Source organism: Gemmatimonadota bacterium, assembly GCA_040882465.1.
Taxonomy (GTDB): Bacteria; Gemmatimonadota; Gemmatimonadetes; order Longimicrobiales; family Gaopeijiaceae; genus JBBEBG01.
On record JBBEBG010000026.1, the window covers coordinates 46,518 to 66,787 of the forward strand.

Annotated in this window: 23 protein-coding genes; 5 read left to right on the forward strand and 18 right to left on the reverse strand. The window is 66.2% G+C overall.

The features are described 5' to 3' along the window. The coding region (gene aspA / locus WEG36_08125; protein ID MEX1257568.1) for an aspartate ammonia-lyase at window positions 1–237 on the reverse strand (237 nt) is incomplete at its 3' end. 128 nt (window positions 238–365) lie between these two features. Here aspA and WEG36_08130 point away from each other — a divergent pair. After that, the gene (locus WEG36_08130) at window positions 366–1,088 is read left to right on the forward strand and encodes an SDR family oxidoreductase (protein ID MEX1257569.1); all 723 of its coding nucleotides are present in this window, start codon (window positions 366–368) and stop codon (window positions 1,086–1,088) included. A 3-nt stretch (window positions 1,089–1,091) separates the two neighbouring features. On the opposite strand, the gene trxB is transcribed toward WEG36_08130, so the two are convergent. The 7 genes from trxB to WEG36_08165 form a co-directional block, all read right to left on the reverse strand. Next, window positions 1,092–2,099 (reverse strand): thioredoxin-disulfide reductase, encoded by a 1,008-nt coding sequence (trxB, locus tag WEG36_08135; protein MEX1257570.1) that lies wholly within the window; start codon window positions 2,097–2,099, stop codon window positions 1,092–1,094. Beyond that, window positions 2,099–3,109: an NAD(P)/FAD-dependent oxidoreductase gene (locus WEG36_08140; protein MEX1257571.1), complete on the reverse strand. Its 1,011-nt coding sequence runs from the start codon at window positions 3,107–3,109 to the stop codon at window positions 2,099–2,101. Before WEG36_08140 ends, trxB begins: the two co-directional genes overlap by 1 nt. Then, entirely contained in the window at window positions 3,106–3,576 is a 471-nt protein-coding gene (locus WEG36_08145) for an NUDIX domain-containing protein (protein MEX1257572.1), read from the reverse strand. Before WEG36_08145 ends, WEG36_08140 begins: the two co-directional genes overlap by 4 nt. 110 nt (window positions 3,577–3,686) lie before the next feature. Then, entirely contained in the window at window positions 3,687–4,676 is a 990-nt protein-coding gene (locus tag WEG36_08150) for an MlaD family protein (protein MEX1257573.1), read from the reverse strand. Continuing rightward, a complete protein-coding gene (locus WEG36_08155) occupies window positions 4,673–5,422 on the reverse strand; it encodes an ATP-binding cassette domain-containing protein (protein ID MEX1257574.1) in 750 nt (249 codons plus the stop codon). The genes WEG36_08150 and WEG36_08155 overlap by 4 nt, the downstream gene beginning before the upstream one ends. A gap of 19 nt (window positions 5,423–5,441) precedes the next feature. After that, complete coding sequence (locus WEG36_08160) at window positions 5,442–6,224, reverse strand: ABC transporter permease (GenBank protein ID MEX1257575.1); 783 nt, start codon at window positions 6,222–6,224, stop codon at window positions 5,442–5,444. A 124-nt stretch (window positions 6,225–6,348) separates the two neighbouring features. After that, complete coding sequence (locus WEG36_08165; protein ID MEX1257576.1) at window positions 6,349–6,732, reverse strand: hypothetical protein; 384 nt, start codon at window positions 6,730–6,732, stop codon at window positions 6,349–6,351. Between the two features lie 450 nt (window positions 6,733–7,182). On the opposite strand from WEG36_08165, the gene rho reads away from it, so the two are divergent. Continuing rightward, complete coding sequence (gene rho, locus WEG36_08170; protein MEX1257577.1) at window positions 7,183–8,445, forward strand: transcription termination factor Rho; 1,263 nt, start codon at window positions 7,183–7,185, stop codon at window positions 8,443–8,445. 64 nt (window positions 8,446–8,509) lie between these two features. After that, window positions 8,510–9,784: a protoporphyrinogen oxidase gene (gene hemG, locus WEG36_08175; protein MEX1257578.1), complete on the forward strand. Its 1,275-nt coding sequence runs from the start codon at window positions 8,510–8,512 to the stop codon at window positions 9,782–9,784. Here the strand turns inward: hemG and WEG36_08180 are convergent. After that, a complete protein-coding gene (locus WEG36_08180) occupies window positions 9,774–10,316 on the reverse strand; it encodes a phosphoribosyltransferase family protein (GenBank protein ID MEX1257579.1) in 543 nt (180 codons plus the stop codon). The genes hemG and WEG36_08180 overlap by 11 nt on opposite strands. Before the next feature lie 203 nt (window positions 10,317–10,519). Between WEG36_08180 and WEG36_08185 the strand changes: the two genes are divergently transcribed. Together WEG36_08185 and WEG36_08190 are read left to right on the forward strand one after the other, a co-directional pair. Further along, entirely contained in the window at window positions 10,520–10,999 is a 480-nt protein-coding gene (locus WEG36_08185; GenBank protein ID MEX1257580.1) for a hypothetical protein, read from the forward strand. Then, a complete protein-coding gene (locus WEG36_08190) occupies window positions 10,996–11,283 on the forward strand; it encodes a hypothetical protein (GenBank protein MEX1257581.1) in 288 nt (95 codons plus the stop codon). Before WEG36_08185 ends, WEG36_08190 begins: the two co-directional genes overlap by 4 nt. Before the next feature lie 17 nt (window positions 11,284–11,300). Here WEG36_08190 and WEG36_08195 read toward each other — a convergent pair whose 3' ends face one another. From WEG36_08195 to WEG36_08235, 9 genes are all read right to left on the reverse strand, one after another. Beyond that, window positions 11,301–12,134: a metallophosphoesterase family protein gene (locus WEG36_08195; GenBank protein ID MEX1257582.1), complete on the reverse strand. Its 834-nt coding sequence runs from the start codon at window positions 12,132–12,134 to the stop codon at window positions 11,301–11,303. Further along, entirely contained in the window at window positions 12,131–13,075 is a 945-nt protein-coding gene (locus WEG36_08200) for a radical SAM protein (protein MEX1257583.1), read from the reverse strand. Before WEG36_08200 ends, WEG36_08195 begins: the two co-directional genes overlap by 4 nt. Before the next feature lie 8 nt (window positions 13,076–13,083). Next, complete coding sequence (locus WEG36_08205; protein MEX1257584.1) at window positions 13,084–13,785, reverse strand: carbonic anhydrase; 702 nt, start codon at window positions 13,783–13,785, stop codon at window positions 13,084–13,086. A gap of 39 nt (window positions 13,786–13,824) precedes the next feature. Then, window positions 13,825–15,216: a pitrilysin family protein gene (locus WEG36_08210; protein ID MEX1257585.1), complete on the reverse strand. Its 1,392-nt coding sequence runs from the start codon at window positions 15,214–15,216 to the stop codon at window positions 13,825–13,827. Further along, window positions 15,213–16,646, reverse strand: a complete 1,434-nt coding sequence (locus tag WEG36_08215; GenBank protein MEX1257586.1) for a pitrilysin family protein — start codon at window positions 16,644–16,646, stop codon at window positions 15,213–15,215. Before WEG36_08215 ends, WEG36_08210 begins: the two co-directional genes overlap by 4 nt. 171 nt (window positions 16,647–16,817) lie before the next feature. Further along, window positions 16,818–17,471: a methyltransferase domain-containing protein gene (locus tag WEG36_08220; protein MEX1257587.1), complete on the reverse strand. Its 654-nt coding sequence runs from the start codon at window positions 17,469–17,471 to the stop codon at window positions 16,818–16,820. Between the two features lie 45 nt (window positions 17,472–17,516). After that, a complete protein-coding gene (gene cysK, locus WEG36_08225; GenBank protein MEX1257588.1) occupies window positions 17,517–18,482 on the reverse strand; it encodes a cysteine synthase A in 966 nt (321 codons plus the stop codon). A 108-nt stretch (window positions 18,483–18,590) separates the two neighbouring features. After that, a complete protein-coding gene (locus tag WEG36_08230) occupies window positions 18,591–19,244 on the reverse strand; it encodes a response regulator transcription factor (GenBank protein ID MEX1257589.1) in 654 nt (217 codons plus the stop codon). After that, window positions 19,237–20,262 (reverse strand): PAS domain S-box protein, encoded by a 1,026-nt coding sequence (locus WEG36_08235; protein ID MEX1257590.1) that lies wholly within the window; start codon window positions 20,260–20,262, stop codon window positions 19,237–19,239. Before WEG36_08235 ends, WEG36_08230 begins: the two co-directional genes overlap by 8 nt. Window positions 20,263–20,270 lie beyond the last annotated feature (8 nt).

The window sequence follows — 20,270 nt, forward strand, 5'->3', positions numbered from 1 at the left end:
GGGGGGGGGGCCCCCCCCCCCCGCGACCGGCCCATCGAGGCTCCCCATCTCGCCGTTGGTTTCCGCCGCGGCCCACTTCACGATCCCGAGAGCCTCGATCATCCGCCTCCCGAACCTCTGTCCGCTGATGGGGAAGTTTTCCACAGCCCTCTGGGTCTGGGCTCCGTACAATGCGCGCTCCGGCACCTGCACTTCGCCGAGCGAATCTTTCTCGATCCGAAAGCCTTCCGGCGTCATTTCGATCTCCGTCATCGGTTCCGGGAGGACCACCCCATGGCCCCCGCCCTCCCATCACGAAGAGGGCACAAGTAACTTCCACCCTCCCGCGCGTTTCGCCAGTTCCCCGTCACGCCGAGCCGATCCTTTTGACCCCAGTCGCTTTGATCACGGGCGGAGCCGTCCGCGTGGGGCGGGCGATCACCCTCGGATTGGCCGAGGCCGGATACGACGTCGTGATCAACTATCACGCGTCCGAATCCGAAGCGAAGGTGGTGGCACGCAAGGTGGAGGAGGAGGGCCGCCGAGCCACCATCGCCGGGGGAGACGTATCGAACCCCCAGGAGGTGGAGATCATTGCGGCGCACGTCCGCGAAGAGCACGGACGGCTCGATCTCCTCGTGAACAGCGCCTCCCTCTTCAAAAGCACGCCCCTGCTCGAGATCGATGCGGGAGAGTGGGACCGGGTCATGGCGGTCAATCTCAAGGGCCCCTTCCTCATGGTGAAGGCGACGGCGGAGCTCCTCAGGGAATCGCGAGGACGGGTGGTGAATCTCGTAGACCTCTCGGCCTTCCAACCCTGGATCGAGCACCCGCACCACGCGGTCTCCAAGGCGGGGCTCCTCCACCTGACCCGGGTGATGGCCAAGGCCCTGGCACCGCACATCCGGGTGAACGCGATCGCTCCGGGAGCGGTCCTTCTTCCTGAAGGTTACGGGGAGGAGGAGCGAGAGAAGTCGAGAGAGCGGGCCGTGCTTGGGAAGCTCGGATCGCCGGAGGACGTCGTCCGCACCGTCCTCTTTCTCGAACGCTCTCCCTTCATCACCGGGGAGGTCATCGTCGTTGACGGAGGAAGATTGATCGGGGGATGAGCCTCAGGCGGTCTTGCCCACCGGGTGCGCCGGAAGGGGCAACTCCTCGCTCCCGTGTGCGAGCCAGCGCTCCGCTTCCAGGGCCGCCATGCACCCCGTTCCCGCCGCGGTGACGGCCTGACGGTAATACGGGTCCATCGCGTCGCCCGCCGCGAAGATCCCAGGCACGCTCGTCTCCGTCCTCCACCCCTTCGGCGTGACGACGTACCCGGCGGCGTCAAGCTCGACCACCCCTTTCAGGAAGACAGTGTTCGGCGTGTGCCCGATGGAGACGAAGAGCCCCCCCACGGGAAACTCGCGCTCCTCCCCACTCTCCGTGTTCCGGATGCGAATCCCCGTGATGAAGTCATCGCCCAGGACATCGGTCACGACGGAGTTCCACTCGACCCGGATCTTTTTATCGGCCAGCGCGCGCTCCGCCATGATCGGGGAAGCCCGGAAGGCGTCTCGCCGGTGCACGATCACCACCTCACGCGCGAATTTCGTGAGGTAGAGCGCCTCTTCCATCGCGGTGTCCCCCCCGCCCACGACCGCGAGCACCTGGTCCCGAAAGGCCGGAAGTGCACCGTCGCAGACCGCACAGGCCGAAACACCGCCGCCGAGCTGGGCCAGCCGCGTCTCGTTCGGGAGGCCGAGCCAATTCGCCCGCGCACCCGTCGCCACGATGACCGTCCGGGCGCGAACCTCCTCCCCTTCCGCGGAACGAAGGCGGAACGGACGCTCCTCAGTCTCGATGGCGACGACGTCATCCGTGACCAGGCGGGTACCGAACCGGATCGCCTGAGCCTTCATCTCCCCCATGAAGGTCTGCCCGTCGATTCCCTCCCTGAATCCGGGATAGTTCTCGATGTCGGTGGTGAACATGAGCTGCCCCCCGGGAATCATCTCGCGGGACGGGGCCCCCTCGAAGACGAGAGGTTCGAGCCGGGCGCGGGCGGCGTAAATCGCCGCGGTCCAAGCGGCGGGGCCCGATCCGACGATCACGACCTCTTCGACACGGTCCCCGGCCATCACTTGTCCTGGAAGATCTTAAGGCTGGTCGAGTGCCCGGGGTTCACCCGGGCGGAGGGATCCACGCGGTGCACGGCGTTGTTCACGGCAATCGCGGCCTCCCCAAATCCGGTGGCGATCAGATCGAGCTTTCCTTCGTAGTCCACGATGTCGCCGGCCGCATAAATTCCCGGCCGATTGGTCTCCATGAGCGTGTTCACGAGGATGCGGTTCTTCTTCAGCTCGAGTCCCCACCCCTGGATCGGACCCAGATCCGGCTTGAATCCAAGAAAAGTGAGGACGGCGTCACACTCCATCGTGAACTTCTCTTGCGTACGGTTGTCGTACAGCACCGCGGCTTCCACGCGCCCGTTCCCCCGGATCTCGGCGACTTCGTGGAAGAGCCGGAGCTCGATCTCTCCGCCCCGCTCCGCTTCCATCAGCTTCGTCACCGAGGCCTCGTGCGCCCGGAATGAGTCTCTCCGGTGCGCGACGACGAGGCGGGAGGTCTTTTCCTTGAGGATGAGCGCCCAGTCGAGAGCGGAGTCTCCGCCCCCCACGACGAGGACCTTCTTCCCCCGGTACATCTCAGGATCCTTGACCGCGTAATGGACTCCATGGCCGAGGAGATGTTCGTACCCGGGGCATTCGAGCCCTCGAGGTTCGAATGCGCCTTTCCCGCCGGCCACGATGAGCGTTCGCGTCAGGTAGGAACGCTCGCCACAATCCAACCGCAGAAGCCCTTCTCCCTCCTCGAGGACGGCGTGGACCTCCTCGTCGAGGCAGAGCTCGGGCTCGAACTGTATCGCCTGGGCGATGAGGTCGAGGGCGAGATCCTTCGCAAGGACTTTCGGAAATCCTCCCACGTCGAAAATGTACTTCTCCGGATAGAGGGCTGTGAGCTGCCCGCCGAGCTCCGGAAGGGAGTCCACGATGCGGGTCGAAGCGCCGCGCATTCCGGCATAAAAGGCGGCGAAGAGCCCGGTCGGTCCGCCCCCCACGATGGTGATGTCCCTCACTTCGGATGTCATTCGCTTGCCCCTCCACCCGCGGGAGCCCCTTCACCCCCACTCGAGATGCCGAGCTGCACGGCCGCCCGCTCGAGGATCACGCGGGCGTTTTCGTACGCCACGGTGCGCGCCGCCTCCGCCAGGGACAGCCACCGGCACTCCGTGATCCCCTCGGATTGCTCGGGGCGCGCTTCGCCGACCTGCGACGTCATCAGGTAGAAGCGGCAGAACTTATGGACCAGCCGGCGCTCCCTGCGGAAAGTCCAATCAATCTCCCCCAGGTCCACCCCGAGCTCCAGGTCTTCCAGCCCCGTTTCCTCGTTGACCTCTCGGAGCGCTGCCTCTTCCGTCCCCTCTCCCTCCTCGAGGTGGCCCTTCGGGAGCCCCCACTTTCCATAGGGGTCACGGATCAGGAGAACGCGCGGCTCGCCGTCCGTCGTGCGGACGACGACGCCTCCGGCGCTCTTCTCCTCGACACGCTTGGGCATGGACAACGGTCCCTCCATCCCCAGGCGCGCGGGCCGTGGTGCGGTTCTGCGGGGTTCCAAAGAACGGGCTCCGTATGCTGTCTCTGGCCTCGAGAGGCCCTGAAAGGTCGCTAAAATATAGAAAGACGCACGTACCGCCGAGGGTTCTCGCGAATGTCCACGAGGAGGGCCCTCAGGTCTCCCATCAACGCCTCCAACTCGTTCGACATCGCCGGATCCTGGAGGAGCCGGCCGAGCGAACCTTCGCCCGCGGCCGTCCGGTCCACGATCTCCTCGACCCGAACGAAGGTGGAATCCACCCGCGAGGCCACGCTCCGCACGCTCGCGTTCGTCCCCTGAAGCTCTCCCGAAAGCTCGCGAAGGTTTTCCGCGATGACCCCCAGGTCTTCGAGTGTGGAGGCGAGGTCACCGGTGGCCAGGGCTTCGTCGGCCCGGACGAAAGTGAGCCGTGCCTGCTCCGCCGCGGACCCGATCTCCTCCGCGGCCCGCTGGACCCCGTCCGTCACCTCGGTGAAGGATACGGCTTGCTGGGACACCATATCGGAGAGCCGCTGAGTCACTCCCTCCACGTTGTCGATCAGGGACGCGATGTTTTCGGCTGTCTCCTCGGAAAATGCGATCCCCACGCGCTCCGTCAGCATCGCGAGGTTTCCCGCGATCTGATCGGCCATATGCGTGAGCTGGGAGATATCCGGCAGCGCGTGCCCCGGGAGCACGTCCTCCCGGGTCGGTTCCGCGTATCCCACATCCGGATACCGCGTGCGGGGATGGATTTCCGCCTGCCAATCACCAAAAAGCGACTCGGGCGAAAGGATCACCACAGGATCGGGCGGGAGGACGATCCCTTCGTCGATCCGGAACCTGACTCTCACCGTATTTCCCGTCGAGTCCACCACGATTTCCCGAACGCTACCCACCTGAACGCCCCGCAGCTTCAAGTCGTTCCCGGCCCGGATGAGGCCCACCTCGAAAAACACCGCCTCGATGTCCCGCTGGTCCCGGCCGAAGGAAGCCCCCTGGAGCCAGAGCATCCCGATCACCGTGACAACGATGCTCGCGACGATCACGACGCCCACTAGTGCCTCGCGTGACTTGCTCACGATTCGCCCTCCAATAGTTCGGGTTCTCCCTCGACGAATCCTCTGACCACGGGATCGTCCGAAGCCCGAAGCTCCTCGGGAGTCCCCAGAAAGCGGCACTGGCCTTCATATAGCATGGCGATTCGGTCTCCGACCCGGTAGGCGCTCTCGAGATCGTGGGTCACGACCACCCCGGTGGCGCCGAGCTCCTCCTTCGTTCGCAGGATGAGACGGTCGATGACCGTTTTCGTAATCGGGTCGAGCCCCGTCGTCGGTTCGTCGTAGAGGATGTATTTCGGGCGTGCGGCGATCGCGCGTGCGATTCCAGCGCGCTTCTTCTGGCCTCCCGAAAGCTCCGAGGGAAACTTCTCCGCCACCCCTTCGAGACCCACGAGTCCCAGGCACTCCGCGACCCGGTCCTGGATCTCGGAAACGGACATTTCCCCGATCCGGCGCAGCCCCAGCCCCACGTTTTCCCCGATGCTCATGGAGTCGAAGAGCGCCGCGAACTGGAAGACGAATCCCACTTTCCGCCGGAGGGCGAAGAGCTCTTTGGTAGGAAGCTCGGAAACGACCTGCTCGTCCACGCGAACCACGCCTTCGTCCGGGGCGAGGAGTCCCACGATAAGCTTGAGGGCAACCGACTTCCCCGATCCGGACTGCCCCATCACCACGAGGGTCTCGCCCTCCCGAGCATCGACGGAAAACCCGCGAAGCACGCGGTTCGGGCCGAATGCCTTGTGGACGCCATCGAGCACGATGCTCATGAGGTCGGTCGCGCCGGCGTCAGAGGAGCACGAGCGCCCAGAAGGCGTCGAGGACGAGGATTACCATCGAGCTGGCCACGACCGCCCTCGTCGTCCCATTCCCCACTCCTTCTGCCCCTCCGGTCGTGTAATATCCGAAGAAACATCCCAGTGAGGTGACGACGAACCCGAAGCTCGTCGCTTTGATGATCGAATATGTGACGTCGAAGGGGAGGAAAAAGAGGGTGAGCCCCCGCACGAACTCCGCCGTGGACATATCGAGGAGTTGAAGGGAGGTGAGCCAGCCGAAGGTGATCCCGACCGCCGTCGCAAGCAAGGTGACCAGGGGGAACATGATGATCCCGGCGAGGACGCGCGGGAACACCAGGTAGGCGACCGGCGGGTAGGCCATCGTCTCGAGGGCGTCGATCTGTTCGGTCACCCTCATCGTCCCGATCTCCGCCGCGATGTTCGCTCCGACGCGCCCGGAAAGCGCGAGGCCGGTGAGCACGGGGCCGAGCTCGAGCATCATCGTTTTACCGACGAGGACGCCGACGAAATACATCGGGACCGCCCCCGTGAAGGTGTACGACGCCTGCAGGGCCAGGACGATCCCGGTGAAGGTGGCGATGAAGAGCGCGATGGGAACCGAATCCACCCCCACCCGGGCCATCTGCTGCAGTAAGAGACGCCCCCAGACGTCCACGTATCTCGCGGACTGTGCAGTTCGCGCCGTCAGGATCCCCCAGCGGCCGATCCCGGCCGCAAGTGCGGTCGCGCCTCTCCCCAGGGCGGCGAATGGAGCGAGAAGCCGTTCGGTCATGGAGGTGGGCTCGATCCGCCGGAGAGCACCCGGTCTCGGTCAGAATGGGAGGGGCGGCACGTGGCAGCCGGTGCGCGCGGTCCTGCTCGTGAACCGCTTCCCTGGCACCGCCGACGCGCGGATCTCAGCGACGCCTGGATCTCGCCGGCTTGCGGGGAGCGGGCCGAAGCCCGTTTTCGAAGGTGAAGGTCACCTGTTCCGTTTTTTTTCCGTCGCCGGCGGCGACGTCGCAGGTCACACTCACTCGACGCACCCCGTCCTGGTCCCCCCGCACCATGACTTCGACATCCACTCCCTGTTCGGGGCAGATGATCCGGGTGCGCACCTGATCACCGGGAAATTCGTCCCGATAGTCCGCGGGATTTCGGAAGAGCGTCATGGTGGACTGGCGTCCCGAGTGGAGGGAGCGAGAGATCTTCACGTGCCTGAGCCAGTCCGGCTGGTAGCTCACCTCGTAAGCGAAGCCAAGCTGGTCGCATCCCGTCCCCTCGCGATTGTGCCGTGCCACCCATTCCCCCAAGTCGAGTTCCGTCGCGCCCGGAATACGCTCCGGGTCGTCGCGTTCCGCGAATGTCCCGGGGCGGATCCCACGCTGTCAAGTCGTCCACCTCCGCCGTGCGGAGCCGCCGGTTCGCAGGGAGGTCCGGAGGCGGCGAGCATTCCACCGCGAGCCCTTGACCACTTCGCGGAGCCGGATTACTATGCCGAAAATTCCGCAGACGTGATGCCGGGACCGGACGAGATTCGTCTACGCCCCGCGCCGGCCCCTAGCGTTGACCCCGCCAAAACCTTCCGGCCTCCGGCCGTTACCCGACACAAAAAGTTGAGCCCCGGGCCTTTGCCCACCCGCCTTCGCCTCGAGCAAAGATGACCGCGCCAAAGTTGGACATGCCGCCGCCGGCGAAGCGCGGGCTGCCGCGGCGCTGAGCCCTCCCCACCCCCGCCGGACCAGTCCGAACTGGAGACCCCCGTGGACATCGCCGAGCTCAAGAAAAAAAACGTCCAGGAGCTGCACGATCTGGCCGAAGAGCTGAAGATTCAGAACTATTCCGGCCTCCGGAAGCAGGATCTCATCTTCCGCATCGAGCAGAACCTTCTCGACACCGAAGTCGTCCTGAGGGGCGAAGGCGTCCTGGAAGTCCTCCCCGAGGGTTACGGTTTCCTGCGCTCGCCCGACTGGAACTACCTCTACGGGCCCGACGACATCTACGTATCCCCTTCTCAGATAAAGCGCTTCGACCTCCGCACCGGTGACACGGTCCTGGGACAGGTTCGCCCACCGAAGGACGGCGAGCGCTACCTCGCACTCCTGAAGGTCGAGGAGGTCAATCTCGGAGACCCCGAGGGGGCGAAGCATCGAATCGCTTTCGACAATCTCCGCCCGCGTTATCCCGAAACGCGGATCCGGCTCGAAAACGAGTCGGGCGAAATCTCGATGCGCGTCATGGACCTGATCGCGCCGATCGGGATGGGGCAGCGCGGTCTCATCGTGTCTCCCCCGAAAGCCGGAAAGACGATCCTCCTCCAGAAGGTCGCGAACTCGATCCGCGAGAACTACAAGGATATCTACCTCATCGTCCTCCTGATTGACGAGCGCCCCGAAGAAGTGACGGACATGGAGGAGCACGTGGACGCCGAGGTGGTCTCCTCCACCTTCGATGAACCCGCGGAGCGGCACACGCAGGTTGCCGAGATGGTTTTGGAGAAGGCGAAGCGCCTGGTCGAGCACGGGAAGGACGTGGTGATCCTCCTCGACTCCATCACCCGTCTCGCGCGCGCGTACAACGTCACCGTTCCTCACTCCGGGAAGATCCTTTCGGGCGGCGTGGACGCCAACGCCCTCCACAAGCCGAAGCGCTTCTTCGGCGCCGCGCGAAACATTGACCAGGGAGGCTCGCTCACGATCATCGCCACGGCGCTGGTCGAAACCGGAAGCCGCATGGACGAGGTGATCTTCGAGGAGTTCAAGGGGACCGGAAACATGGAGCTCATCCTCGACCGCCACATCGCGGACAAGCGGATCTTTCCGGCCATCGACATCAATCGGTCCGGAACTCGGAAGGAAGAGCTCCTCCTGAGCGAGACGGAGCTGAACCGCGTCTACCTCCTCCGGAACTTCCTCTCCGACATGCCGTCCGCCGAAGCGATCGAGTTCCTCATGGACCGGATGAAGCGGACCGCCACGAACCAGGAGTTCCTCGACTCCATGCAGGCGAGCTGACCTCCAGGCGCCCACTCCTTTTCCACCCAGTCAGGCCGAACCCGCCCGCCCCGGTGCGACGCCCATGATCGGCATCGTCGGTGGCGGAATCTCGGGACTCTTCCTCCTCCATCTCCTGACGAAGCAGGGGGTCGAGGCGCTCCTCTTCGAAGCCGACGGCGAACCCGGCGGGGTCATTCGGAGCCGCCGGCTCACCGGTCCATCGGGAGAGGTGACCGCCGACCTCGGCCCCCAACGCGTGCGACTGACCCCGGGACTCGGCACGATCGTGGACGACCTCGGGCTCAGGCCGTCGCTCCTGCGGGCGCCTACCGGCGTCCCCTTCACCGTTTATTACCGGGGACACCTCCACCCGGCACCCCTCGGCGTGCGCGACGCCCTGCGGAGCAGCCTCATCTCCTGGGGCGGAAAGCTTCGAGCCCTTGGTGACCTCGTCACCGGTCCCCCTGCACCCGAGGAGTCGGTCGCCCACGCACTCCGGCGGAAGCTGGGTCCCGAGATCTTCGAGCGCCTCGCCGGGCCGATCCTCGGGGGGCTTTACGGCTCACATCCCGAAGAGATGGAGGCCCGCCATACGCTCCTTCCGATTCTGCGACGAACGGGCGGGGGAAGGAGCCTCCTCCTCGCACTCCTCCGCGCGTCGCGGGCCGCGGACCTCCCCGTCGTTTCCTTCGAGGAAGGGATGGGGGCGCTCCCCTGGGCGCTCGCGGAGCGATACCGCGACCGGGTTCGGCCAGCGACTCCAGTGCGCGAGATCCGGAGCGCCGGCGGAGGCTTCCACGAGATCGCCACGGACGGCGACACGATCCGGGTGCGCGACGTCGTCCTCGCGGTCCCGGCCCCTGAAGCCGGGCGCATTCTCGCGACGGCCGCCCCGGAGGCGGCCTCCCTCGTCGGCTCTCTCCGGTACAACCCGCTCGCAGTCGTTCCACTCGTCGCCTCCGATCTCGACCGCCTGCCGCCGGTCGGCACGGGATTCAAGATGACGCTGGATAGCCCGATGGCGACGCGGGGCGTCACCGCACACGGGACGTTATTCGGAAGGACCGGCCTTTTCTCGGCATTCCTGGGCGGGATGGGGGGAGAGGCGCTGATGGATCGGCCGGACGCGGAGATTCTCGCGATCGCCCAGGAGGAGTTCCGCGAAGTGACGGGCGTGGATGCCGCCCCCCTCCTCGTCCACCGCACGCACATGCCGGCCTGGGATCGGAGTTGGAGCGCGATGGACCGGCTCCGCCTCCCGTCCGGCCTCCACGTCTGCGCGGCCTACTCGGATCGCCCCGGCATCGGAGGCCGCCTTGAGGAGGCGCTCCGGGTGGCCGCCCGGCTCACCCGTTGATGACGCCCCGGTAGCGCGGATTCACGACCCACTCGTTTCCGCTGAAGATCTTCCGGTCCCACGGGAAGACCACCGTGGCATCCGTCTCCAGGGCGAAATAGTCCGGCGCGTACCCGCGCGGCCGGACGAAGACGGTCGCGGTCCGGATCTCGGAAGGCCCGACGTCGCGGACCGCGGCGAGGCCGAGGCGAAAGGTCTCTCCGGAGGTCGCAATTTCGTCCACCAGAATGACGCGCTTTCCACGCACCTGCGGGGGGGCGGCCGAGAGGATGGCGGGGCGCTCTCGCACCCGATCGTCGCCCTCCCAGCGGGAGATCTTCATCGAGTAGAAGTCGATGCGCAGGATGGAGGCGAGGACGGCGGCGGGAATGACCCCCGCGCGCGCGATTCCAACGACTGCCTCGGCCTGATAGTCCTGGCCCACGCGCATGGCGAGCGCCCGGCAAAGCTCTCCGAACATCTCCCAGGAGAGGTCCAGGAATTCGTCCCTTCTCACCAGCGGATCCGGCATCGGTCCTCCGAACGCGGTCAACACGCTGACCTCCTGCGCCTTTCGGCGAGACGGGATGGAAGACGTGCTCCGAAAGAGCGGGGTTTCCCGAAGCTAGCGGGGACTGCGGCCACGGGCCAACCGTGGAAGACATCGAAGACCCGGAACTTTTGTCCCGTTGACCGGGCGTGTGCCACCCGTCATCCTCCCTCACGAGAAGAGAACGGAATGACGCTGGAGCCCCGATGGATCCCGACACGCAGGCCGCCGACCGAAGGCTCGAAGAAGCGCTCGCGGCCACGGGCGCTCGCGATCCGCGTCCGGCCTGCCGGGAGGCGCTTCGCGAAATCCGCCGTCGCAGCGAAGACGAATATGCGGAGGCGGTGGGAGAGTACCGCGAATCGGTCATTCGCGGCATCACCCAAGAGGACGCCGATCCGGTTCTCACCTGGATCGAGTTCGGCGTGAGGCTGGCCGGTCGCCTCGCCCCGGGAAAGACGCTGGCCGTGGACGGGGACGGTCGCGCCCGCGACTATTCTCGGCCGCCGGCCGGCTCGGAGCTGATTGTCCACCTCCCGAACGACCGCGGGATTCGCGCGATCCCGGTGGCGCTCCCCAGCGTCCCCACCTTGGCTCAGAGGGCGACGGTCCAGCTTCTGGCACACGGGAGAGTGAAGCTCTCCGAGGCGATGGAGGACGAATCCCCAATGCAGGAGCGAACATGAAGACAAACGAATCGCGTGTATTGACTTCGAAAAACATGGCCTGGACGCCCCGGCCCGGGTGGGCGACCGTCCGGCTCGTGGGGACCTGCGCAGACCGCTCCCTGCGTCGCGGCCAGGTGGTTCAGCATTCGCCGTCGGACGAACACCCCATCCCCGGGCAAACCGGTGAGCTCGTGGCCGGCACGACGGTGATCGTCCTTTCGGAAGCAGCCCACCTCGTCGAGGACGATCTGCACCTGGTTCCGGAAGGCGCGGTGGTCGCGGTGGGAGAACCCCTCCCCTGACCTGGGGCAGCCCAAGCTCAGAAGCGGCCTCGGGCGCGCTCCTTCCCCGGTAAAATTTCGAGGCAGGTCGTCCACCATCCGGTTCGAATGGTCTCGATGAATTCGGCGGGGAGGTCCTCCACCGCCATCTCGTCCGCCAGCGCCCGATGATCGTACGCCAGGGGGACGAAGTGATGGACCACACTCCCCGCGGTCGCCTCCAGGAGGACATACCAGACCAATGGCGTCCCATCGTTCGCGGGCCGACCCAGTGCGCCCACGTTCACGTACCGGCGGACGCCCTGGAGCTGGCGACTCCAATGAAGTCCGGTGTGCGTGCCGAGGAGGAGATCCGCCCCCAGGTCGTCTGCCATCGCCTCGAGGAAGTGTGTAGGGGTCGTCGTCTCCCAGAGGAATTCGTTCATCCTGCGCGGACTTCCATGGAAGGCGAAGACGCGAGTCTCCCCGATCCGGAAACGTAGATCCCGAGGGAGCGACCCCATCCAGCTTCGGTGCTCGGGAGCGGTGCGGGAAAAAGTGTACGCGTAAGAAATGTGCGCGAAGTGATTGTCGCGCGAATCGGTATACCCGCATTGGCAGTCCTCGAGGCCGCGCGCGAGCGAATCGTCGTAATTCCCGCGCACGACCGGAATTCCACCTTCCAGGATCAGCTCGACCGATCGGTCCGGATTTGGACCGAAGGCCCCGAGGTCTCCCAGGCAGAGCAGGGCTTCGGCTCCCTTGGCCCGCGCGTCCTCGAGCAGGGCGCGAAGGGCCAGGTGGTTCGAATAGACGCCGCCGAAGACGGCGACTTTCCGGAAGCGAGGTTCCGCATCCTCCGACCAACGCCCGGGGCGCCAGGGGGAGCTCACCGGTCCCGTCCCAGCGTGGGCGAGACGTTCGAACAGATCGCCCCGCTGACGTAGCAGGTGAAACATGCGGACTCGGCGAGGAGAGCCTCGCGGGATACCGCCTCCCGGAGCGTCTCGCCGAGGCGTGCCGCCGGAGATTCAAGGAGGATGGGACAGGCGTATACACCGCGTGCGGTGACGAGGCGGGCGCGCGTGCAGAGGAGTTGGCTCAGGTCGTATCCGTGCAGCATCTCATGGGTGACATGCTCCGTCTCGTCGTATGCCCGCGTCCGCTTCGCCTCTTCTCCGATGCGAAGGGGAGGAAGTATCTTGATGCGTGGACGGTCGTATCCCACCGATGCGAGAAGGGTGCGGAAGCTCTCGAGGGTCGCTTCGGTCTCCCGGTCGGGCCAGCTCTGCATACACGACACGATCGGGAGGAAGCCCGCGGCGACGAGCTCCGTGACTCCCTCCATGCAGCGCTCGAAGGTCCCCTCGCCGCGGATCGGGTCGTTTGTCTCCGAAGAAAACCCGTCGAGAGAGACACGTAGCTCCAGCGTGTACCGGGAGCCCTTCGAGAGCTCCGCGAGGGCGCGCGCCCGGCGCGCCGGAATCAGGGTCGCGTTGGTGAGGACGGTCGCCGGGCCCAGGGCGAGAGCGTCCTCCAGGATCCCTTCGATCTCCCGATTCATGAAGGGCTCTCCGCCCGTGAAATAGTAGTCTTTCACCGCGAGCCCGCGGGACTCTTCCAGCGCCGCGCCGACTTCTTCCCGCGTCATAAACCAGGCCGAATGGTTCTCGGGAGCACACGAGATGAAGCAGTGCCGGCATCGGAGGTTGCAGATGGTCCCGGATACCTGGAACCAGAGCTCGTCGAGCGACTGGAGGGGGACGGACGGGGCGGCCGCGACCGCGCCGGGGGCCCCGCTCCCGTGCGCCACTGGAAGGTCCAGACGCCCCATGGGGAGGCCTATCGGCTCCGGCCTTCCGCGACTCCCGCCGGAAGGAACCCCTCCTCCCTCCACCGCGACGTCGGGAGGGGAAGCGCCTGGAGGCGGCCGGACTCGACCTCGAAGAGCCACCCGCGGAGGTGGAGGGGCGGACCCTCACCCTCGAGGCGGCGGCGGACGCTGGGATGGGTGAGCGCGTTTTCGAGCTGGGCGATGACATTGAGGGCTGAGAGTTGGTCCTCGCGCTCCTCGCGGTTCTCGATTCCGGCGAGCTCGTTCCGATGAAGCGCCGCGAGCTCGCGCACCGGAGTGAGCCAGGTGCCGAGCGCCCCCTCCTCCACCCCGTCCAGAGCGGCACCTACCCCACCACAGCGGGTGTGGCCGCACACGATCAGGTGGCGCACCTCCAGCGTGTGGACCGCGAACTCGAGCACTGCCGCCGCCGCGGGATCCCCGGGGACCACGAGGTTCGCGATGTTCCGATGGATGAAGAGGTCGCCGGGGGTCGCCCTCGTGATCGTGTCGAGGGGCTTTCGGGAGTCACAGCATCCGACGAAGAGAAAGGGGGGACGCTGAATCCGCGCGAGGCGGTCGAAGGCCCGTGGGTCTTCACGAACCCGCGCTTCGGCCCAGTCCCGATTCGCCTCCAGGAGCCGCTCCGCTTCGTCGGCTCCTTCGCCGCGCCCGACCCACCGGGGTGCATCCCGGTCATCCATCCGCATCGTTTCGCTCCAATCCTTCCTGGGCGGGATCGCTCCCGCTCAATACGAAGTGAAAAGCTCACTGTTCACGGCCTCCGGATCGCCGATCACGGCGATGTGGAGTCCCGTCAGATAGGTGCGGGCCACCCGTTGAATCTCCTCGGGCGTGACAGCCCGGATCCGCTCACCGAAGGCCTCGGCGCCCTCCCACCCCCCGCCGACGAGCTCGAAGGTCCCGAGCGTGGTCGCCTGAAGCATGTTGGTCTCCTGCCCCAGATAATACTGGGTGAGGTAGACGTTGGCGGACTGCCCGAGCCGCGCTGCCGAAAGCGGTTCGTTCTTGAGACGGTCTAGCTCCGCCAGGATCACCGCGAGCGTCGTGTCCGGTTCCACAGGAGTCACGTAGAGGATGCCGTAGTTGGAGCGACGTTGGGAGAGCCCAACGCCCACTGCATAACTCAGGTTACGCTTCGTCCGAACCTCCTCGAAAAGCCGGTCGTTCAGCAGCTCGATGGCGAGCCGCATGGCCGGATAGTCCGGATGCCCGGGATCGGGCGCCACGAACTGGCCTCGGATGTAGTTGGTCGGGAGCTCGCGTTCGGTCACCTGCACCGCGGCGGGAGAGGGGGCTAGCTGAGGAATCTCGCCCGCCGCTCCTCCCGACGCCGGGAGTTCCCCGAAGGCGCTCTCGATTTTCTCCGTCAGGTCGGCCTGGGTCACGTTTCCGACCGCCACGACGAGGAGATTTTCCTTCGTCAGGCGCTCCGCGTGCCAGGCGCGCAGGTCGTCCACTGTCATGGCCTGGACGGTTTCGAGCATTCCGAACGGGTCTATCGCGTAAGGATGCCCATCGTACAGGAGCGCGTTCGCCTGGACCGCGAGGTAGGCATCGGGATTGTCCACCCGGGCGCGGAGCTGGTTGAGGATCTGTCCCCTCACGAGCTCGACTTCCGCGTCGGGGAATGTGGGATACCGAACCGCTTGGGCGAAGAGGTCCCACGCCGCCTCCCAGTGCTCCGACACCGCCTGAACGCTGGTCACCGTGTAGTCGGGATTCACCTCCCCGCCGATGACGGTGCCGGTCGCGGCGGAGCGAGCCGCGAACTCGTCGCGTGAGTACCTCTGGGTCCCCCTCTCCGAAACGGCGGCGATGAAGTTTTCGATCCCAGCCGACTCCGGAGTGAGGTTCGCGCTACCCCCCTTCAGGTAGAGGCGCAGCGCGATCACCTCGTTCGCGTGAACGGGCTTGAGGACCACGGGAATTCCGGCGGCGGTGAACTCCACGATCTGTGACGTCCCCGCCGCCGAACCGGGATCCTCCACGCATGCTGCCAAAACGAACCAGAGCAACACCGCGACCGCAGCGCCCCGCCAATCCCACATGGACGCACGGCTCGGCACCCTCATGACTACGGCCCCTCCCGCGCCCTCGCCTCTCGCAGAGTCTTTCATGGGCCCACCTCCGTGAGGAGGAGGTCGCTTTCCCTGAGCCCGGCAGCCTGACGCGCCTCGGGGCTGATCAACACGCCGCTCACCCGCGGCTTTCCGATCAGGTAAATTCGAGCGAAGCCGGCGACCTCGTCGGTAGTGACCGTGAGGATGTCGTCCACATAGGTGCGGTAGTAGTCCAGGCCCGACACGGCCCACCAGAAGCCGACGGTGTGCGCCCATGCGCTTGCCTGCTCACGCGCGTAGAGCTCGCCGATCCGAACCTGGGCCTTCGCCGATTCGAGCTGCTCCGCGGTGATGGTTCCGGGATTCCCGAGCCTCTCCATTTCGCTCAGGAGGGCCCGGTGCAACTCGAGGGCCCGGTCGGGGGTGGTCTGTCCGGACACCGCGATCGGCCCCACATGTCTTTGGGTGAAGTAGGAAAATCCTGCCCCGAAAGCGAGCCCGCTCTCCACCAGCGCCTTCTGGAAGGCGCTGGTCGGATTGGAGAGAACCGTACCCAGGAGGTCCGCCACGTGGGTCGCACGCGGATCGTCGTCCACACTCGGTCCCTGCCACTGGATCTGGACGGTAACGGAGCCCACGGGTTGTTCCACGATCACGGCTCGGGAGGCCGTCAGCGGCGGCGGATCCGGAACGGGGGTCGCAAAGGGATCTTCCCCGCGGGGCCAATCCCCGAAGATCCGTTCCGCCAGCTCGAACCCCTCCTCCGCCGTCACCGCGCCCGCGAGGATGAGCGCGGTGTTGTTGGGCACGTAATACCGCTCCTGGATGATCCGCATCTGTTCGGGGAGCGTCGTCAGGATCACGTCGCGCGCCCCGATGGGGTTCTTTCGCGAATAATATTCCGGGCTCCAGAGGAGGCGGTCCATCTCGCGTCCCAGGTGGAAGGAGGGCGTCGATTCCGCCCGGTCGTATTCACCGATGACGACTTCCCTCTCGCGAACCAGCTCCTCTTCGAGAAAAAGCGGGTCGCGGATCGCGTCCTCCATGAACTGGATCCCGGCCGCGAGGCTGTCCACGCCGAGTGTGAGGAAATAGTTCACCCGCTCGGTCGAAGTGGTCCCGTTGAAGATCCCCCCGAGCTCATTCACCCGCTCCAGGTAACGCTCCTGGCTCGGGATCGAGCCATTCGCCTTGAAGAACATGTGTTCGTAAAGGTGGGACAGGCCGTCGAATTCGGGCGGCTCCGTATAGGAGCCGTTTTTCACGTCCAGCTCGACCGTGACGATCGGAACCAGGGGATTCTCGATCACGATCACTTCCAGACCGTTCTCCAGCGTTCGCGTGGCGAGGGGAAGCCCGTCCTGCGCGAGGAGTTGGGGAGCGAAAAGGGCGAAGGCGGTGATCGTCCAGGCCACGAAGGCGCCGGACCCTACAAAGCCGGCGGAACCGACCCGGGCGCCGAGTTTGACGGAGGACTTGTTGCGCATGCACGCGCCGGGGGCTTGGGGTCGAATCGGTTGCGCCAGGTTCATCGGAGGGCTTTCCACTTCCGGCGGGAGTTGGCGACTGAGAAGGACCTCGCACTCGGCGATCTGGACTCTCAACGTGCGGCTGGGGATCGTGATCCACAACAGTCCGGCCCCATGGCGGGACCGACTTCAGGCCTCGACGTTCCCCTCCCCTGCCGGGCTGTCTGCCTCGTCCTTCCTGAGCAGCGCCGCCTCGAGGAGGCCGCGGAAGGCCACCGGGGCACGCGACTCGATACGAAGGGGAAGCCCCGTGAGAAGGGGAGCGAGCCGCCGGCTCACCGAGGTCGCAAGCGTCTCGGAGACCGGGTTGAGGAGCCGCCTCCAGAGGGGAATCGTTCCTTGCTCGGGCGCGAATTTATCGAGGATCGAGATCCTCCCCCCGGGACGGACGACCCGCGCCGCCTCGGACAAGCAGGCTCTCGGATCGGGGACGATCGCCACGACGAGATGGAGGAGGACCGCATCGAAGGTCGCGTCGGCGAAAGGGAGGTGGTGTGCGTCGAGCTCTCTCACTTCGACCTCGCGCCCGGAGCGCTCGACCCGTGTCCGGAGGCGGCGGAGCATCCCCGGCGAGATGTCCCCCGCGGTCACCCTTACCTCCGCGGGAAGGAGATCGAGGTCCTGACCCGTTCCCGCGCCGACGACGAGGACCCGCTCGCCGGGACGCAGCCCGAGGAGCCCGATCGCGCGCGCTCTCGCCCGATCGAGCCGGACGAGTCGGTCGTAGATGGGGGCGTAAAGCGTGTACCTGAGGCGATTCCACCGCGTCGTATTGAGCGCCATCGGTGGTGGGGCGGTTCGGGAAGTGGGGGCGCCGTCTCAGCCCTCTCATCCCATCCCCGGCGCCCCTTCGCCGTCCACGCTGTCGTGGAAGAGCGGCGTGCTCAGATACCGGGCTCCCGAGTCCGGGGAGATCGCCGCGACCCGGTGGCCCGGTCCCAGCTCCCGTGCGATCTGGACCGCGGTTAGGATGATGGCGCCCGAGCTCATTCCAAGGAAGAGGCCCTCTTCCCTGGCGAGGCGCCGTGCGAAGGGGAAGGCTTCCTCTTCCCACTGGCTGCGGACGTCGTCGAGGAGGCTCAGATCGAGATTGTCCGGGATGAATCCGGGGCCCATCCCCTGGAACTGGTGGTGCCCGCGCTCCTTTCCGGAGATCACGGCGGAACGTCCCGGCTCGACTGCGACCACACGCACGCCGGCATCCTGCTCCTTGAGGTATCGCCCCACCCCCGTGATCGTCCCCCCCGTTCCCGAGCCGTAGACGAAGACGTCCAGGTCTCCTTCCATGTCTCGCCAGAGCTCGGGTCCGGTCGTCTCGTAGTGGACGCGAGGATTGGCGGGATTCGAGAACTGGTTGGGATAATAGGCCCCGAGCTCCTTCTCGAGCTCCTCGGCCTTCTCGATCGCCGCGAGCATCCGGCGCTCGGGGTCGGTCAGGACGAGCTCCGCCCCATAGGACTGGAGGGTGAGGACCCTCTCCTCGCTCATCGAGGAGGGCAGGCAGAGGATGAGCCGGTACCCGCGCGCCGCGGCGATTTGGGCGAGCCCGATCCCGGTGTTCCCCGAGGTGGGCTCGACGATCGTCCCTCCGGGGCGGAGGAGCCCCCGCACCTCACCGTCGTCCACGAGGGCGCGCGCCGTCCGGTCTTTGATCGAGCCCGCCGGGTTCAACCCCTCGAGCTTCACCCAAACTTCCGCCATCCCCGGCTCCAACACACGGGTGAGCCGGACCACGGGGGTGTGACCGATGTGGTCGTCCACGCGGGGTGCGGCCGGCGTGGTTTTGCGGGTCATTCGGGGAGCTCTCACGGTGATGAAGATTCGGGCGCGGCGGTGCGCTTACCCGCCCAGTACCCCTGGAGAAGACAGATCCTTCCCGTCCGGCGCAAGCGCGGGCGCGGATCAGAGCTCCCGCAGGAGACCGACCTTCAGGGCGAAACGCACCAGCTCGGAACGGTGGTTGAGTCCCAACTTCTCCATGATCCTCGCCCGGTAGGTATCCACCGTCTTCGACGAGATGAAGAGCTTCTTGCCGATCTCGGAGGAGGAATACCCTTCCGCGGTGAGGGCCAGCACCTCCCGCTCCCGCGGGCTCAGCTCCGAGAGCCCCGGTTGATCGGCGCCCCCCGAGTTCCGCATCTCCCTGAGAAGGAGGGTCGCGGCTTGAGCCGGAAGGTACACTTCCCCTCTGGCCACCGTGCGAATGGCCTCGAGGAGATCGCGGTCCGCGCGCGCCTTGGTCAGGTAACCGCTCGCCCCGGCCTCCACCACCGGAACGAGGTACTCCTCCTCGGCGTGCGCCGTGAGAACGAGGACATGCACGCCGATCCCGAGGGCGGCGATCCGGCGGGTCGCGTCGAGGCCGTGCGTGTCCGGCATGGAGAGATCCATCAGGACCACATCCGGGCGGAGCTCCAGCGCTCTCTCGACGGCTTCGTTCCCGGAGCCGGCCTCTCCCACGACATCGATCCCCCCCTCCGTTTCGAGGAGGGCACGAAGCCCGGCGCGAAACATCGCGTGATCGTCGGCGAGAAGGACCCGGATCGAATCAGCCATCCCTCCTCCTCATGGCGATGGGGAGGAGAACCTTCACACGCGTTCCCTTCCCCGGATGGGAGGAGAGCTCGAATCGCCCGCCGGCAATCTGTGCGCGCTCGTCCATGCCGACGAGACCGAGCCCGGTCCCGCTCTCGGCGACCTGCTTGGGGTCGAATCCCCTCCCAGTGTCGGAGATCTCCAACTCGGCGCTTTCCCCGCTCTCCGTCTCCCGGACCCGCACCTCCACGGTCTCGGCACCCCCGTGGCGAATGGCGTTGGTGATGGCCTCCTGTGCAATCCGATACGCGGCCAGCGTCTGGTCGGGGGAGAGCCGCTTTTCCGAGCCGTCGAGTTGGAGAACGACCCTCACATGGGGAAATCTGGCCCGAACGTCCGAGCGAAGCGCCGCCGCGAGTCCGATCTCCTCGAGATCCGGAGGACGGAGCCCACGGGCCATCCGCCGGACTCCCTCCATGGCCGCGTTGAGCCCTTCTCTGAGCTCCGCGACCTTCGCAATCTCTTTCGGCTCCGATAAGCTCATCTCCAGCACTTTCATCCGGAGAAGCAGGGCCGCGAGCGACTGCGCCGTTTCATCGTGCAGCTCGTGGGCGATCCGCTGCCGCTCCGCCTCCTGGGCCTTGAGCGCCGCCGCGCCGAATCCCTTGAGCCTCCGGTGTTCGGTCAGATCCCGCACGATGACCACGACGCGCGTTCCCCCAGTGGAGACGAGAGGGCTCAACGAAATTTCCACTGGAATGAGCACGCCATCGTTGCGAACGCCGGCGAGCTCCATCCCGATTCCCATCGGGCGTGGGCGCGGGTGGGCGAGATACCCATCCCGGCGCTCGCGGTGCTTGTCCCGCGCGGCCGCGGGGACGAGGGTCTCGATCGGCGCGCCGACAAGTTGGGACTCCGCGTACCCGAAGAGACGGAGCGCTTCGGGGTTGGCCTCCACGATCGTGCCGGCGGCATCCACGAGGAGGATCCCATCCGGCGCCGCCCGAAAAACTTCACGGTAGTGTTCGGCCGAAGGCATTCGACGTC

Excerpts from the sequence above, each read along its gene's own strand:
- WEG36_08200 (MEX1257583.1), bottom strand. The coding sequence starts at position 13,075 with ATGGGGCGTCTGGACCTTCCAGTGGCGCACGGGAGCGGGGCCCCCGGC.
- WEG36_08230 (MEX1257589.1), bottom strand. The coding sequence starts at position 19,244 with ATGGCTGATTCGATCCGGGTCCTTCTCGCCGACGATCACGCGATGTTT.
- cysK (MEX1257588.1), bottom strand. The coding sequence starts at position 18,482 with ATGACCCGCAAAACCACGCCGGCCGCACCCCGCGTGGACGACCACATC.
- WEG36_08205 (MEX1257584.1), bottom strand. The coding sequence starts at position 13,785 with ATGCGGATGGATGACCGGGATGCACCCCGGTGGGTCGGGCGCGGCGAA.
- WEG36_08145 (MEX1257572.1), bottom strand. The coding sequence starts at position 3,576 with ATGCCCAAGCGTGTCGAGGAGAAGAGCGCCGGAGGCGTCGTCGTCCGC.
- hemG (MEX1257578.1), top strand. The coding sequence starts at position 8,510 with ATGATCGGCATCGTCGGTGGCGGAATCTCGGGACTCTTCCTCCTCCAT.
- WEG36_08215 (MEX1257586.1), bottom strand. The coding sequence starts at position 16,646 with ATGCGCAACAAGTCCTCCGTCAAACTCGGCGCCCGGGTCGGTTCCGCC.
- WEG36_08190 (MEX1257581.1), top strand. The coding sequence starts at position 10,996 with ATGAAGACAAACGAATCGCGTGTATTGACTTCGAAAAACATGGCCTGG.
- WEG36_08235 (MEX1257590.1), bottom strand. The coding sequence starts at position 20,262 with ATGCCTTCGGCCGAACACTACCGTGAAGTTTTTCGGGCGGCGCCGGAT.
- WEG36_08155 (MEX1257574.1), bottom strand. The coding sequence starts at position 5,422 with ATGAGCATCGTGCTCGATGGCGTCCACAAGGCATTCGGCCCGAACCGC.
- WEG36_08210 (MEX1257585.1), bottom strand. The coding sequence starts at position 15,216 with ATGAAAGACTCTGCGAGAGGCGAGGGCGCGGGAGGGGCCGTAGTCATG.
- WEG36_08220 (MEX1257587.1), bottom strand. The coding sequence starts at position 17,471 with ATGGCGCTCAATACGACGCGGTGGAATCGCCTCAGGTACACGCTTTAC.
- trxB (MEX1257570.1), bottom strand. The coding sequence starts at position 2,099 with ATGGCCGGGGACCGTGTCGAAGAGGTCGTGATCGTCGGATCGGGCCCC.
- WEG36_08140 (MEX1257571.1), bottom strand. The coding sequence starts at position 3,109 with ATGACATCCGAAGTGAGGGACATCACCATCGTGGGGGGCGGACCGACC.
- WEG36_08160 (MEX1257575.1), bottom strand. The coding sequence starts at position 6,224 with ATGACCGAACGGCTTCTCGCTCCATTCGCCGCCCTGGGGAGAGGCGCG.
- WEG36_08185 (MEX1257580.1), top strand. The coding sequence starts at position 10,520 with ATGGATCCCGACACGCAGGCCGCCGACCGAAGGCTCGAAGAAGCGCTC.